General features: G+C 62.1%; 11 protein-coding genes. 1 reads left to right on the top strand and 10 read right to left on the bottom strand.

What is annotated here, in order from left to right:
- Positions 1 to 5: 5 nt before the first annotated feature.
- A complete protein-coding gene (locus Q9295_RS01545; RefSeq protein WP_306678690.1) occupies positions 6 to 764 on the bottom strand; it encodes a cytochrome c biogenesis CcdA family protein in 759 nt (252 codons plus the stop codon).
- A 142-nt stretch (positions 765 to 906) separates the two neighbouring features.
- Between Q9295_RS01545 and Q9295_RS01540 the strand changes: the two genes are divergently transcribed.
- Entirely contained in the window at positions 907 to 1140 is a 234-nt protein-coding gene (locus Q9295_RS01540; RefSeq protein WP_306678688.1) for a sulfurtransferase TusA family protein, read from the top strand.
- Positions 1141 to 1242: 102 nt separating this feature from the next.
- On the opposite strand, the gene Q9295_RS01535 is transcribed toward Q9295_RS01540, so the two are convergent.
- The 9 genes from Q9295_RS01535 to lpxC form a co-directional block, all read right to left on the bottom strand.
- Complete coding sequence (locus Q9295_RS01535) at positions 1243 to 4050, bottom strand: Rne/Rng family ribonuclease (protein WP_306678685.1); 2808 nt, start codon at positions 4048 to 4050, stop codon at positions 1243 to 1245.
- Between the two features lie 446 nt (positions 4051 to 4496).
- The gene (gene ppk2, locus Q9295_RS01530; RefSeq protein ID WP_306678683.1) at positions 4497 to 5408 is read right to left on the bottom strand and encodes a polyphosphate kinase 2; all 912 of its coding nucleotides are present in this window, start codon (positions 5406 to 5408) and stop codon (positions 4497 to 4499) included.
- Between the two features lie 118 nt (positions 5409 to 5526).
- Positions 5527 to 6855: a sigma-54-dependent transcriptional regulator gene (locus Q9295_RS01525; RefSeq protein WP_306678681.1), complete on the bottom strand. Its 1329-nt coding sequence runs from the start codon at positions 6853 to 6855 to the stop codon at positions 5527 to 5529.
- A 12-nt stretch (positions 6856 to 6867) separates the two neighbouring features.
- A complete protein-coding gene (locus tag Q9295_RS01520; protein WP_306678679.1) occupies positions 6868 to 8628 on the bottom strand; it encodes a sensor histidine kinase in 1761 nt (586 codons plus the stop codon).
- Between the two features lie 47 nt (positions 8629 to 8675).
- A complete protein-coding gene (gene purQ / locus Q9295_RS01515; RefSeq protein WP_306678677.1) occupies positions 8676 to 9344 on the bottom strand; it encodes a phosphoribosylformylglycinamidine synthase subunit PurQ in 669 nt (222 codons plus the stop codon).
- A 194-nt stretch (positions 9345 to 9538) separates the two neighbouring features.
- A complete protein-coding gene (locus tag Q9295_RS01510; RefSeq protein WP_306678676.1) occupies positions 9539 to 9700 on the bottom strand; it encodes a DUF3563 family protein in 162 nt (53 codons plus the stop codon).
- Between the two features lie 152 nt (positions 9701 to 9852).
- A complete protein-coding gene (gene recN / locus Q9295_RS01505; RefSeq protein WP_306678675.1) occupies positions 9853 to 11505 on the bottom strand; it encodes a DNA repair protein RecN in 1653 nt (550 codons plus the stop codon).
- Positions 11506 to 11538: 33 nt separating this feature from the next.
- Positions 11539 to 12390, bottom strand: coding sequence for an outer membrane protein assembly factor BamD (locus tag Q9295_RS01500; RefSeq protein ID WP_306678774.1), 852 nt, complete (start codon positions 12388 to 12390; stop codon positions 11539 to 11541).
- Positions 12391 to 12752: 362 nt separating this feature from the next.
- Entirely contained in the window at positions 12753 to 13685 is a 933-nt protein-coding gene (gene lpxC, locus Q9295_RS01495; RefSeq protein ID WP_306678673.1) for a UDP-3-O-acyl-N-acetylglucosamine deacetylase, read from the bottom strand.
- Positions 13686 to 13718: the final 33 nt, after the last annotated feature.

Genomic DNA, 13718 nt, shown 5'->3' with positions numbered 1-13718 from the left:
GCGGCTTATCCCAGCAAGGGGATGCCCAAACGCTCCATCGCGTCCAACATCCAGCCCGACAGCACCGAGAGCGAAGAGGTGAAAAGGAGAACGCCCATCAAAACCAAAAGCCCGCCCATCGCGATTTCGATCTTGCGCATATGCGGACGCAAGCGGCGCATCAGCCCCATCGCGCGGGTGATGAAAAGCGCGCAGAGAAGGAAAGGCAGCCCCATGCCGACCGAGTAAAGCGCCATGAGATAAAGCCCGCGCGAGACATCGGCCTCGCGCGCCACCATCGTCAGAATGCCGGACAGGATCGGCCCGTTGCAAGGCGTCCAGCCAGCGGCAAAGGCCAGCCCAAGGATGAAGGCCCCAAAAGCACTGCCGCCCTGATCGCCCGCATCGATCCGCGCCTCGCGCATCAGGAACGGGATGCGGATGACGCCAAGGAAATGCAGACCAAAGGTGATCACGATCACCCCGGCGATGCGGTTGAACCATTCTTGATGGGTGAGAAAGAAGATCCCCAGCTTTGAGACCGAAAAGCCCAAGAGAAGGAAAATCGTCGAAAGCCCCATGACGAAGAACACCGCCGGAAGCAGGATCTTGCGCCGCGCTGCGGGCTCATTGGTCATCTCGGTGACAGAGACGCCAGAGATATAGGCCAGATAGGGCGGCACCACCGGCAAAACGCAAGGCGAGAGGAAGGACAACAGCCCCCCCAGCAGCGCCAAGAGCGTGGCCAGCGCAAGGCCCGCATCAATGATCGAGATATCCAGCATAAAGGCTCCTGTCCAATGCGCGTCATAGCGCGGTGCAGGGCTTTGGTCACGCAAGAAGGCGCGCGGCTGCGGTGACGGATGGTCACATTGGTGCGAAGTCGGGAGCAGTTGCCTGAAACAATGCGGCGCGCTATGCGGCATCATGGCAGATTGGGATCAGATGGTGGATTGCGAGGGGCTTTTGTGCCCCCTGCCCGTCTTGCGGGCGCGCAAGCGGCTGGCTGCAATGGCGGCGGGCGAGTTGCTTTGCGTCCGGGCCACCGATGCGATGGCCGCGATCGATCTGCCGCATTTCTGCGCGCAAGCGGGCCACGACTATCTAGAGATGCGGCAGGAAGCTGGCGTCGCCCTGCATCTGATCCGCGCTGCGGGTTAAGTGCAAAGCACCACCTTAGATCGTTGATGCGAGATAGAAAAAAGGGAAGGCAAGTTTCCCTGCCTTCCCTCTTTGTCTCAGCTTAGGCGCGCGGCCAGAGCCTTACTTCTTCGACCACCAGCCGGTGCGGCGGGGCTTGGCCGGGGCGTCGTCAGCCGCGGCTGCCGGAGCGGGTTCGACCTTTGCAGGCTCCGCCGCAGCAGGTGCAGGTGCCGGGGCTGCCGCCGGAGCAGCCTCAACAGGTGCCGCTGCTTCGGTCACAGCTGCCTCGGTCACAGCCGCAGCCTTCGCTTTGGCCGGAGCCTTGGCGCGCGTGCGCGGCTTCGGTGCAGCTTTCACCGGGGCTTCGGTCGCCTCCACAGCAGCCGGCGCTTCAGCTTCGGCTGCCGGGGCTTCAACAGCAGCGACTTCGACCTTGGGTTTGCGGGCCCGCGAGGCGCGCTTCTTCGGTGCGGGCTCGGCTTCAGCCGGAGCTGCTTCCACCGGAGCAGCTGCAACCGGAGCCACCTCCGCCGGAGCTTCAGCAGCGACCTCAGCAACCGCCTCAACCGCAGGCGCTTCCGCCGTCACCGCCGCCGGGGCAGCTTTCGCAGCAGCCGCATTGCGCGGCTTGCGGGTGCGGGTCACGCGCTTCTTCGGAGCGGCCTCAGCCTCGGGCGCAGCTTCAGCGACAGGCTCTGCCGCAACCACCTCACCAGCGGCATCGGCTTCGGTGTCATCCCCTTCGGCCTCGCCGTCGGAATCTGCGCCTTCGGTCTCACCGTTGGTCTCACCATCGCGGCCACCGCGACGACGACGACGGCGGCGGCGCTTTTTCTTGCCATTGCCATCGCCATTCTCGCGCGCCGGCTGACCGCCCTCGGCCGCAGCTTCCGAGCTTGCCTCTTCGGCCTGCTCTTCCTCTTCGGCGATATCGTCGATCAGATCTTCGTCTTCATCCTCATCGACCGGAGCGCCCATCAGCCCGGCATGGCCCGAGATCACCGGAGTTTCCGGCACCACACGGGTCGCGGTCTTGAACTTCTCGATCGCGTAGTCGGGCGAAACCAGCGTCGGATCGGCTTCGATCCGCACCGACATTGCATAACGCGCTTCGATCAAGGCGATATGCTCGCGCTTGTTGTTGATGAGGAAGTTGACGATGCCAATGGGCGCCTTCAACAGCACCTCTTTGGAGCGCTTGCGCGTGCCCTCTTCTTCCAAGGCGCGCAGGATCTGCAAGGCCATCGAATCGTCCGAGCGGATCAGCCCGGTGCCGTGGCAATGCGGGCAAGGCTGCGTGGTCGATTCCAGCATCCCCGGACGCAGGCGCTGGCGCGACATCTCCATCAGGCCAAAGCCCGAGATACGGCCAATCTGAATCCGCGCGCGGTCGGTTTTCAGCTTATCTTTCAGGCGCTTCTCAACAGCGATGTTGTTCTTGCGCTCTTCCATATCGATGAAGTCGATGACGATCAGACCGGCCAAATCGCGCAGACGCAGCTGGCGGGCGACCTCGTCACAGGCCTCAAGGTTGGTCTTCAGCGCGGTCTCTTCGATCGAGCCTTCTTTGGTGGCCCGGCCCGAGTTGACGTCGATCGCAACCAAAGCTTCGGTCACGCCAATAACGATATAGCCGCCGGATTTCAGCTGCACGGTCGGGTTGAACATGCCGCCAAGGTAGCTTTCGACCTGATAGCGGGCGAAGAGCGGGTTCGGCTCGTCGTAGCGCTTCACCTGCTTGGCGTGGCTCGGCATGATCATGCGCATGAAGTCTTTGGCGGTGCGGTAGCCCGCTTCGCCTTCGACCAAAATCTCTTCAATCTCGCGGCTGTAGAGGTCGCGGATCGTGCGTTTGATCAGATCGCCCTCTTCGTAGATCTTGGCGGGCGCGATGCTCTTCATCGTCAGCTCGCGGATCTGCTCCCACAAACGCATCAGGTATTCGTAGTCGCGCTTGATCTCGGGCTTGGTGCGCTTGGCACCCGCCGTGCGGATGATGAGGCCAGCACCTTCCGGCACCTCCATCTCACCAGCAATCTCTTTGAGCTTCTTGCGGTCGGCGGCTTGGGTGATCTTGCGGCTGATGCCACCGCCCCGTGCGGTGTTCGGCATCAAGACGCAGTAACGGCCAGCCAGCGAGAGATAGGTGGTCAGCGCAGCGCCCTTGTTGCCGCGCTCTTCTTTGACGACTTGGACCAGCATGATCTGCCGGACCTTGATCACCTCTTGGATTTTGTAGCGGCGCGCGCGGGGGGTGCGGCGCGGGGCCGAGATCTCTTCGGCGACATCTTCTTCGGCGATGGATTCAATCTCATCATCGCTGTCCGAGGCATGGTCGCCGGCTTTGTCTTCGGTGTCGCCAGTGCCAGCGTCACCCGCCTCTGCCGCATCCAGCTCGGCGGTGTCGACTTCGGGCGCGCCACCTTCGACAGCTGCCTCGTCAAGGCTTAGATCGGTGACCAGCGCGTCAACGACATCCCCTTCTGCATCCTCATGCAGATCGACGACTTCCATGCCCGAGACTTCGACCGCTGCCGTGACCACGGGATCAGCTTCGCTGATCGCGGCGGCTTTCGGCGCGGGGCGTGGACGCTGCTTGCGACGGTCGCGGCGGTTCTCTTCTTCCTCTTCCTCTCGCGCGGCCTGACGCTCTTCATCGAGCAGGGCTTTGCGGTCGGCGACCGGAATTTGGTAATAATCGGGGTGAATCTCGGCGAAAGCCAAGAAGCCGTGGCGATTGCCACCGTAATCCACGAACGCCGCTTGCAGCGAGGGTTCGACCCGCGTCACCTTGGCCAGATAGATATTTCCGGCCAGTTGGCGCTTGTTTAGTGTTTCAAAGTCGAATTCTTCGACCTTGTTTCCGTCGACCACGACAACGCGGGTTTCTTCCGCATGCGTGGCGTCGATGAGCATCTTTTTGGACATTGATTTCCACTGCGCCCCGGCCCCGAACCCGCTCTGCCCCGCAAGGCGGCGCAGCTAAATACGAGAGGAGGGCGGCTTGTCTGTGCGGGATCCATCAGCGCGGCAGCGGGCACGAAAACAGGGGAAATGCCCAAAGGCAGCCCCTTTTCATCCGTCAACTGCAGCGCGCGATCCATCGCGTTCACACCATGGCCCTGCCTTGGCAAGGCCCGTTCACGAGGCCCGCTCCGTCGCTGGCGGAACTGGGCTATACGTACAGCCTTTGTCGAAAGGCCGATCCGACCGCCTTCGGCGACAGACAGCGATGCCGGGCCCGGGGCGGAGAATTCGTCGGGTGCAGATGCACCTTGCCTGAAACATAGGTGCAGAAGGCCATCAAACACAACAGCGTTTTTCGGCGCTGCGCGACCAAGCCTCTACAATCTGAGGTTGTCCATCCGCAAAAATCAATATTTTGATGGAACGTAGAGTCCTTCGGGCAGAACCGCGCGTTCGTAATTTGGGTTGAACACCCGGTCTGGCAGGCTGATCTCGTCATGCGGGACCGGGGCATAGGGCACTTGCGACAAAAGATGCGCGATGCAGTTCAGCCGCGCGCGCTTTTTGTCATTGCCCTCAACAATATACCACGGTGCTTCGGGGATGTTTGAGCGGGCAAACATCTCTTCCTTGGCTTTGGTATATTGCTCCCACCGCACCCGCGCCTGCAGATCCATTGGCGACAGTTTCCACTGCTTCATCGGGTTATGGATGCGCATCAAGAAGCGCAATTGCTGTTCTTGATCGGTGATCGAGAACCAGTATTTCACCAAAATGATGCCCGAGCGGACCAGCATCCGCTCAAACTCGGGCACATCACGGAAGAAATCTTCCACTTGTTGCTCATCCGCAAAGCCCATCACCCGCTCGACCCCGGCGCGGTTGTACCAACTGCGGTCAAAGAGCACGATCTCGCCGCCTGCCGGCAGATGCGGCACATAGCGCTGGAAATACCATTGGCTCTTTTCGCGGTCCGAAGGGGCCGGCAGCGCCACTTCACGCACCACACGCGGGTTCAGCCGCTGGGTGATGCGCTTGATCACCCCGCCCTTGCCGGCGGCATCGCGGCCCTCAAACAGCACCACCACTTTCTTTTTGTGGTGCTGCACCCAGTCTTGCAGCTTGATCAGCTCGGATTGCAACTGGAAGAGCGCACGGAAATAGACCTGCCGATCCATCGTCTCCGGCGCGCCCTCGCGGTAGATGCGCTGGATTTCACGGGCCAGAACCGGGTCGTCCAGCTCAAGCTCATGACCTTCGCCCAAAAGCTCGGCCAGCTCTTCCGCCAACCATTCTTCCGCGCCGCTCAGATCTTCCATAACGCCCTGCCTCACTCAGACCTACACGAGACCCTCGCCAAGAATGGCACAAAAAGATCACCATTATATGACAACGCAAGCCGCCGGGATGCGGCAAGAGCGCCCCGGCGGTTTGAACTTAGGTGTAGTCCGAGCGTTGCAGCGCGTATTTCGCCATTTTCTCGTTCAAGGTGCGGCGCGGCAGGCAAAGCTCTTCCATCACCGCAACGATGCTGCCCTTGTGGCGGCGCATGGTATTGTCGATCAACATCCGCTCGAAGGCTTCGACGTAATCTTTCAGGGGCTTGCCCTCGGTGGTGAGCGCCGGGCCCGAGGCCTCGTTATCCGCCATCAAAAGCGAGGCGATCGAGCCCGAGCCGCGGCGGTTTTGCAGCACAGCGCGTTCGGCGATATTGACCAGCTGACGGACATTGCCGGGCCAAGGCGCTTGCAGCAGCTGAGCCGCCTCTTGCGCGGTGACCTGCGGCGCGTCGCAGCCATATTCTTCCGAGAATTGCTCGGACAGCCGGGTGAAGAGCTGCAAGATATCCTCGCCGCGTGCGCGCAAAGGCGGCAGCACGATGGTCATCGCGCCCAAACGGTAGAAGAGATCCTGCCGCAGCGTCTGCTCCAGCGTCATATCCGGCGCATGTTGGTTGCAGATCGCGATGATCCGGGTCTCGGGCGGGACACCTTGTTCGTTGATGAAGGTCAAAAGCCGCGCTTGCAGAGCATTGGGCAGCGCCTCGATATCCTCAAGGCAAAGCGTGCCGCCACGAGCCTCTTCGACCAGCGGGATGGTGCCATCCTCGGCCGGGCCGAAAAGCTTGGCCGCAAGCTGATCTTCCGACCAAGCCGCGCAAGAGATGGTGACGAATTTCTTCGAAGCGCGCGGCCCCACGGCATGCAAAGCATGCGCCACCAGCGTCTTGCCGGTGCCAGTTTCGCCATCGATCAGCACATGGCTGTCGGCTTGGCCGAGATCAAGGATATCCTCGCGCAGCCGCTCCATCGCTGGGGACGAGCCCACCAGCTTGTTCATGATCGAAGAGCCATCCGACAATTCACGCCGCAAAGCGCGGTTGTCCAAGGTCATGCGGCGGTTCTGCGTGGCTTTTTTGGCAAGCTCGGTCATCCGGTCGGGGTTGAAGGGCTTTTCCAGAAAATCAAACGCGCCAACCCGCATTGCCTCAACCGCCATTGGCACATCGCCATGGCCGGTGATCATGATGACCGGAAGGCCGGAATCTTGAGACATCAGGCGTTTCAGAAACGCCATCCCATCCATGCCGGGCATTTTGATATCGCTGACCACCACGCCCGGAAACTCGGGGCCAATGGCCTTCAACGCCTCTTCAGCGCTGGCGTAAGTCTCGGTGTCAAAGCCCGAAAGGGCCAGCCATTGGCTGATCGAGGCGCGCATGTCCGCCTCGTCATCAACAATCGCCACCTTCATTGCACGCGCCATGCGGGGTCTTCCTTATTCTGCTGCTTCTTGTTTGCGACCAAGGATCGGCAACTGCATCTCAAAGACCGCGCCCCCTTCCTCGGCGTTGCGGGCCGTCAGACGGCCGCCCAGATCCGTCACGATCCCCGAAGAGATCGCCAGTCCAAGTCCGACGCCTTCGCCGGGCTTCTTCGTGGTGTAGAACGGCTCAAAAATACTGCCCAACTCGCCAATGCCGTGACCATTGTCGCGCACCGAGAGCGTCGCCGTCTCGCCCGCCGCCAAAAGCAGATCGATCTGAGGAGCGGTTTGGTCTTTGGTGGCGTCAAGCGCGTTGCGCAGCAAGTTGATGATCACCTGTTCCAGCCGAATGCGATCCGCCATCACCAGCACCGGCTGGCGCGGCAAAGCGCGCGAGATCTTCACAACGCGGGCTTTCAGCTGCGGTTCCATCATCGACAAAGCCGAAGAGATCGAGGCGCGCAGATCCACCGGCTCAAAGGCCTCTCCCCCCTTTCGGGCGTAGGATTTCAGCTGGCGGGTGATCGCGCCCATCCGCTCGATCAAATCATCGATGCGCTGGAAGGAGGACAAGGCCTCTTCCGGGCGGCGGCGCTGCAACAAAAGCCGCGCCCCTGCGAGATAGGTTTTCATCGCGGCAAGCGGTTGGTTCAGCTCATGGCTGACAGCCGCCGACATCTCGCCCAAGGCGGCAAGTTTCGACGATTGCGCAAGGGTTTGCTCGGCCACCTCAAGGTCTTTTTGCACCTTCTCGCGCTCGGCAATCGCGCGCTGCAGCCGCGCGTTCAGCAAGCGCAGCTCGGCCGATTCCTTTTGGAACCCGACCGAACGCTGCCAAGCGCGACGCGACAGAAAGTAGAAGGTCAACGCCATGAGAATGGCAAAGCCCATGATTTCCAGCGCCAAAATGCCGTTCACCTTTTCGCGCACCGAATCGTAAGCGGTGAAGGTGAAGATGCGCCAGCCTCGGAAGGGCACGCGGGTTTCGGTCCGCATCACCGCCTCGCCATGCACATAGGCATCGGGCGGACTTTGCGCCCAACCCTTCGTGGCCGAAAGCGCGCGCTGGATGGCCGAGGGCGGATCGCGCGCCTCAAGCGCCTTTTCCATACTTTGACCGCGCCAAACCGGCTCGGTCGCCAAGATCACGGTGCCTTCGCTGTCGGTGACGAGCACGGCGTCTTGCAGACCGGCCCAAGTGCGTTCGTATTTCATCAGATCGACGGAAACGACGATCACGCCCAGCACTTTGCCATCGGCCCGCAGCGCCCGCGAATAGGTGAAGTCAAAGCCGCCAGCCTCCCGGCGTGAGGCGGTGAAGATCGTATCCTTGGCGCGCTGCGCATCGACAAAAGCCGGGTCGTTGCGGTGCGAGGTGCCCAAGAGGTTGCGGTTGGTCGCCCCCACCACCCTGCCGTCCCCGTCCAAGAGCTGGATCGAGGCCACCGCAATCTCGGATTGCAGCGCGATCAGTTTGGCGGTGGTCTGGGAATATTGCGCCACGCGCAGTGCCGCGATCAAATCGGGGTCGCGCGACAAAAGCAGCGGAACAACCGAGGTCCGCTGGAGTTCAGACATCAGATAACCGGTGTTCAGCGCCAAGCGGACTTCGGCCCGGTTGCGCGTGTCATCGGTAAAACGTTCGGAAAGCCATCTGTTGGTGATCAACACCACGCTGGCCGCCAGCAAAAGCAGCAGGCCAATCACCAGCTTAACCCGCCAGGGCAAGCCTTGGCGGGTCTCTTCCAGCGATGGGTCGGGGGTCTGGCTCATGGCGCCAAGATTAGGCCCCCGCCCGTGCTGTCTCAAGCCGTAGCCCCTTAGGCCAGCGCCATCCCGCCCATGAGCGCAGAGAAGAGTGCGGCACCATCGGTGCTGCCATGCAAAGCCTCGGCGGCGCGCTCAGGATGCGGCATCATGCCCAGCACCCGGCGGTTGGCCGAAAGGACGCCCGCGATATCGCCCATCGAGCCATTGGGGTTCTGGCCATAGGTGAAAGCGATGCGGTCTTCGCCCTTGAGCTGCGCCAAACCTTCGGCATCGATGGTGTAATTGCCATCATGATGCGCCACCGGCACTTGGATCGCTTGGCCCAACTGGTAGTCCGAGGTGAAGGCCGAGTTGGTGGTGGCCACTTTGAGCGTCACCGGTTTGCAGATGAACTTGAGCGAGGCATTGCGCATCAAGACGCCGGGCAAGAGCCCCATCTCGGTCAAAACTTGAAAGCCGTTGCAGATGCCCAGCACATAGCCGCCCTTGGCGGCATGGGCTTTGACCGCAGCGCCGATCGGCGATTGCGCGGCGATGGCGCCGCAGCGCAGGTAGTCCCCGTAGGAAAACCCGCCTGGCACACCAACGACGTCGATGCCCTCGGGCAAGGCGCTGTCCTTGTGCCACACGCGGGAAACCTGGAAACCGGCCCGTTCGAAAGCAACAGCAAGATCGCGGTCGCAGTTCGAGCCCGGGAAGGTGATGACGGCAGCTTTCATCGGCGGCGCTCCTCTCGGCTGGATGGCGCGGGCATATCCCAAGTGCCGTGGCTCTGCCAGATGCTAAAGCGCGAGGATGCGGCTGTTTTATGCGCATGGGTTGCGCGTCTGGCCAAGGGCAGCGGCGGGGGTTTCACACCCCCGCACCCCCGTGGGATATTTTTAGACAGAAAATGGGCAGAGCGCGGTGGCGCTCACCAGGGGCGCGCGATCAGACCGAGCCGTGCCATATCGAGGCGACGCAGACGCTGCTCAAGATCAACGAGCGAGGTCGAGTCGGCCAGAAAAGCCTCTTCAAGCGCGCGGCTGTCAGAGGCGCGCAGGCGGGTGAGGATAGATTTCAAACGATAAAACATCAGTTATTTCCTTTATTCTTGCCCCTCCCACATGGATACTGCAATGCAGCATTGCTAGCGCAGCAAAAGAGAACCCGCCATGCCGCTGCTGCAAGGCTGGCCCCGTGGCATGGTTGATCTGTCTTCAGGGATGGAGTCGGCAGGCCCGGCGCTTAGCTTTCGAGCAGCGCCCTTGCGGCTGCACGCGCGGCTTCGGTGACCGTGTCACCCGCGAGCATCCGCGCCAGCTCTTCGACGCGCTCATCTTGCGGCAATGCGATGACGGTGGAGAGCGTTTGGCCCTTTACCACCCGCTTCTCGACCCGCCAGTGATGCGCCCCAAGCGCCGCCACTTGCGGCGAATGGGTGACGACCAGCACCTGCGCCGAGGAGGAAAGCGCCTTCAACCGCCGCCCCACCGCATCGGCGGTGGCACCACCGACGCCGCGGTCGATCTCATCGAAGATCAACGTCAGGCCGGATTGGTGGCCGGTGAGACAGACCTTCAGCGCCAAGAGGAAGCGGCTCAATTCCCCGCCCGAGGCGATGCGATTGAGCGGGCCCGAGGGCGCACCGGGGTTGGTCGCCACGGTGAAGGTGACGGCATCAGCGCCTTCGGGGCCGGGCTCGCCGGGACGGATCTCGGTGGTGAAGACGGCGCGTTCCATCTTCAAGGGGGCCAGCTCTTTCGCCATCGCCTGATCAAGGCGTTTGGCTGCCTTTTGGCGCTTCTCTTGCACGGCGCGCGCCTCGGCGGCATATGCGGCCTCCGCCTCGCGCAAAGCCGTGGCGAGCTTGGCAAGCCCTGCCTCGCCCGCATCCAAAGCCTCAAGCCGGTCGCTCAGACCTTGGGCGAAGCCCGCGAGATCATCTGGGGCCACGCCATGTTTGCGGGCCAAAGCGCGAATGGCAAAGAGGCGCTCTTCCAGCGCCTCAAGATCCTGTGGGTTGAAGTCCAGCGCTTGCAGCGCCGATTCGACGCCCGACAGAGCTTCGGAGAGTTCAATCGCGGCGCGGTTCAGCGCGGCCAGCGGTTCATCAAGCCGCCCCTCGGCGCGGTCCGCCACGCCTTCCAGCCAGCGCGCGGCATCGCGCATCCGGCCCTCGGCACCTTCATCTGACAAAGCCAAGGCCGCGCGCGAGATATCATCGCGGATCCGCGCGGCGCTTTGCATCAAGCGGCGCTTGGCATCGAGTTCGGCCTCTTCGCCGGGCTGGGGGCCGAGCTTACTAAGCTCGCCCACCGCATGGCGCAGGAATTCCTCTTCGGTCTTGGCGCGGGCGATCGCAGCCTCGGCCGCTTGCAAAGCCTCACGCGCTTGGCGCTGCGCGGTCCAAGCACGCCGCAAGGGGGCAAGATCCAACGCCCCAAATTCATCAAGCAATTGGCGGTGGCCACGCGGGTTCAAGAGCCCACGGTCGTCATTCTGGCCATGCAACTCGACCAAAAGGTCCGAGAGCGCGCGCAGCACCTCGCCGCCCACCCGGCGGTCGTTGATATAAGCGGTTTTACGGCCATCGGCGGTGGTGACGCGGCGCAGGATCAGATCCTCGCCCGCTTCGGCATCCGCAATCCCGGCCTCGGCCAAAAGCGCCCAAGCCGGGTGATCGGTGGCCAGCGAGAAGACCGCCGTCACCTCACCTCGGTCAGCACCTTGGCGGATGATATCGGCGCGCCCGCGCCAGCCGAGCACGAAGCCCAAGGAATCAAGAAGGATCGATTTGCCCGCGCCGGTCTCACCGGTCAGCACGTTCAGGCCGGGGCCAAGCTCCAGCACCAGACGGTCAATGATCAACAGATCGCGGATCTCAAGCGAGGTGAGCATCGACCCAGCCGACGGGCAATTCGCCCATCCCCCTTACAACCATTCGCCGCGGATCATCTGCCGATAAATCGCAGAGAGCCAGTTGTCGCCCTTGGATTCCGGCTTCAGCCCCTTGCCCTTCAACAGCGTGAAGGCATCATCATAGAAAGGCGAGGATTGGTAGTTATAGCCCAAGATCGCCGCAGCGGTCTGCGCCTCTTCCACAAAGCCAAGCGCCAGATAGGCCTCAACCAGACGCATCAAAGCCTCGGCGGTGTGCGAGGTGGTCTGGAAGTCCTGCACCACGGTGCGGAAGCGGTTGATCGACGCGGTGTAATGCTTGCGCTTCAGGTAGAAGCGGCCAATTTCCATCTCTTTGGCGGCAAGATGGTCGAAGGCGAGGTCGAACTTCAGGATCGCCGATTGCGCATATTCGCTTTCGGGATAGAGCTCGATCACATCGCGCAAAGATTTCAGCGCTTGGAAGGTCAGGCCCTGATCGCGGCCGACATCATCAATCTGGTCGTAATAGGACAAGGCCAGCAAATACTGCGCATAAGCCGCGTCTTCATCGCCGGGATAAAGGTCCAGATAGCGCTGCGAGGCCATGCGGGCCTCTTCGTATTTCTTCGATTTATGCAGCGCGAAAGCCTGCATGATCAAAGCGCGCTTGGCAAAGGCGGTATAGGGGTAAAGCCGCTCCACCTCTTGGAAATAGCGCAAAGCATCATCGGGCTTGCGCGAGGTTTCCAAGGCGATCTCGCCCTGACGGTAGATCTCTTCCGCGGTGAAATTCTCAAGCGAGTCGTTCGGCGCATTCTTCGAACCGCCGCATGCCGCCAATACCGAGACAAGCGCCAATGCCGGCAGCGCCAAGCGGGCCCGCGTCACGACAGGCAATGCCATCGAAGCATGCGCCAGAATCGGAGCTGCCGACCGCTTGCCGCGCCCTTTGCCCGTCTCACCGCCTACAGTCTTGTGCACTTCCAAACCTGTTTTCCTTGTCCGGCAGCCGATCCGACCACCTCGCCCGACTTGACCGCGACGTTGAAACCGCTGGCCGCTGGCCGTTTCCGGCAAAGCATTTGGCCCGTCCTAGCACAGAAAATCCGGCGGCGCAAAACGCCTTTATCGGCTTCGGGCGGTTCTACGATGGGTTGAAAAACGCCCAGCCCCCGCCCTGCCCTGCCGCCGCTTGAGACCACTCGGCAAAAAGCCGCCATCGCCCCTTGGATCAGGGCGGTGGCAGCGCACCAAAAGAGGATAGATTAAGCGTGGATCCGGCGCTGCGACGGCAGATCGCCGCGATGCACGCCCACGCCCGGCAGCTTGCCACCGACATTGTCGCCCACCAGCACCAGCTGATAAGCATCGGGGTCGGCGAAAAGCGCGCGCAGCAGCTGGTTCGTCATGGCGTGACCGGCACGGATACCGGTGTAACGGCCAAGGATCGGGCCGCCGGCCAAAGCCAGATCGCCCACCGCGTCGAGCATCTTGTGGCGCACAGGCTCGTCTGCATGGCGCAGGCCGCCGGGGCTCAGCACCCGGTCGCCGTCAAAGACCACAGCGTTATGGACGGTGCCACCCAAGGCCAAGCCATTGCTCTTCATCGCATCCACATCTGACTGACGGCAGAAGGTGCGGCTGTCCGACAGTTCACGCACGAAGGCGCCATTCGACATGTTCAAATGGCGCGACTGCGTGCCGATGGCGCGGTCGGTAAATTCAATGCGGAAGTCGATCTCCAGCATATCCGAGGGCTCAAGCCGGGCCAAAGCCTCGCCTTCACGGTATTCCACGGCCTTCAGCACGCGGATCGCCCGCACAGGTGCATCTTGGCGCACAATGCCGCATGCCAAGAAAGCCGCGACAAAAGGCTCAGCCGAGCCGTCAAGGATCGGCACTTCGGGGCCGTCGATTTCGATCAGCACGTTGTGGATGGCGCTGCCCGACAAGGCGGCCATAACATGCTCGATCGTTGAGACCGAGACGCCAGCGTCATTTTCCACCACAGTGCAGAGCCGCGAGGGCGTCACCGCGGACCAGATCGCGCGGATCATCGGATCAGCACCGCGCACATCGGTGCGGTGGAACCAGATGCCGTAATTGGCCGAAGCCGGGCGCAGGGTCATGCGGACAGGCTTGCCGGAGTGGAGACCCACGCCGGTGAATGTAACCGCAGATTTCAACGTGTTTTGCACGACGATTTAGACCTCTGTTGCCAGTGCCGCTTG

Source organism: Pseudogemmobacter lacusdianii (assembly GCF_030848395.1).
Lineage (GTDB): Bacteria > Pseudomonadota > Alphaproteobacteria > Rhodobacterales > Rhodobacteraceae > Pseudogemmobacter > Pseudogemmobacter lacusdianii.
Note: the sequence above shows the minus strand (reverse complement) of the source record. Positions and strands in the feature narration are given on the sequence as shown.

Excerpts from the sequence above, each read along its gene's own strand:
- Q9295_RS01545 (WP_306678690.1), bottom strand. The coding sequence starts at position 764 with ATGCTGGATATCTCGATCATTGATGCGGGCCTTGCGCTGGCCACGCTC.
- Q9295_RS01540 (WP_306678688.1), top strand. The coding sequence starts at position 907 with ATGGCAGATTGGGATCAGATGGTGGATTGCGAGGGGCTTTTGTGCCCC.
- Q9295_RS01535 (WP_306678685.1), bottom strand. The coding sequence starts at position 4,050 with ATGTCCAAAAAGATGCTCATCGACGCCACGCATGCGGAAGAAACCCGC.
- ppk2 (WP_306678683.1), bottom strand. The coding sequence starts at position 5,408 with ATGGAAGATCTGAGCGGCGCGGAAGAATGGTTGGCGGAAGAGCTGGCC.
- Q9295_RS01525 (WP_306678681.1), bottom strand. The coding sequence starts at position 6,855 with ATGGCGCGTGCAATGAAGGTGGCGATTGTTGATGACGAGGCGGACATG.
- Q9295_RS01520 (WP_306678679.1), bottom strand. The coding sequence starts at position 8,628 with ATGAGCCAGACCCCCGACCCATCGCTGGAAGAGACCCGCCAAGGCTTG.
- purQ (WP_306678677.1), bottom strand. The coding sequence starts at position 9,344 with ATGAAAGCTGCCGTCATCACCTTCCCGGGCTCGAACTGCGACCGCGAT.
- Q9295_RS01510 (WP_306678676.1), bottom strand. The coding sequence starts at position 9,700 with ATGTTTTATCGTTTGAAATCTATCCTCACCCGCCTGCGCGCCTCTGAC.
- recN (WP_306678675.1), bottom strand. The coding sequence starts at position 11,505 with ATGCTCACCTCGCTTGAGATCCGCGATCTGTTGATCATTGACCGTCTG.
- Q9295_RS01500 (WP_306678774.1), bottom strand. The coding sequence starts at position 12,390 with ATGGCATTGCCTGTCGTGACGCGGGCCCGCTTGGCGCTGCCGGCATTG.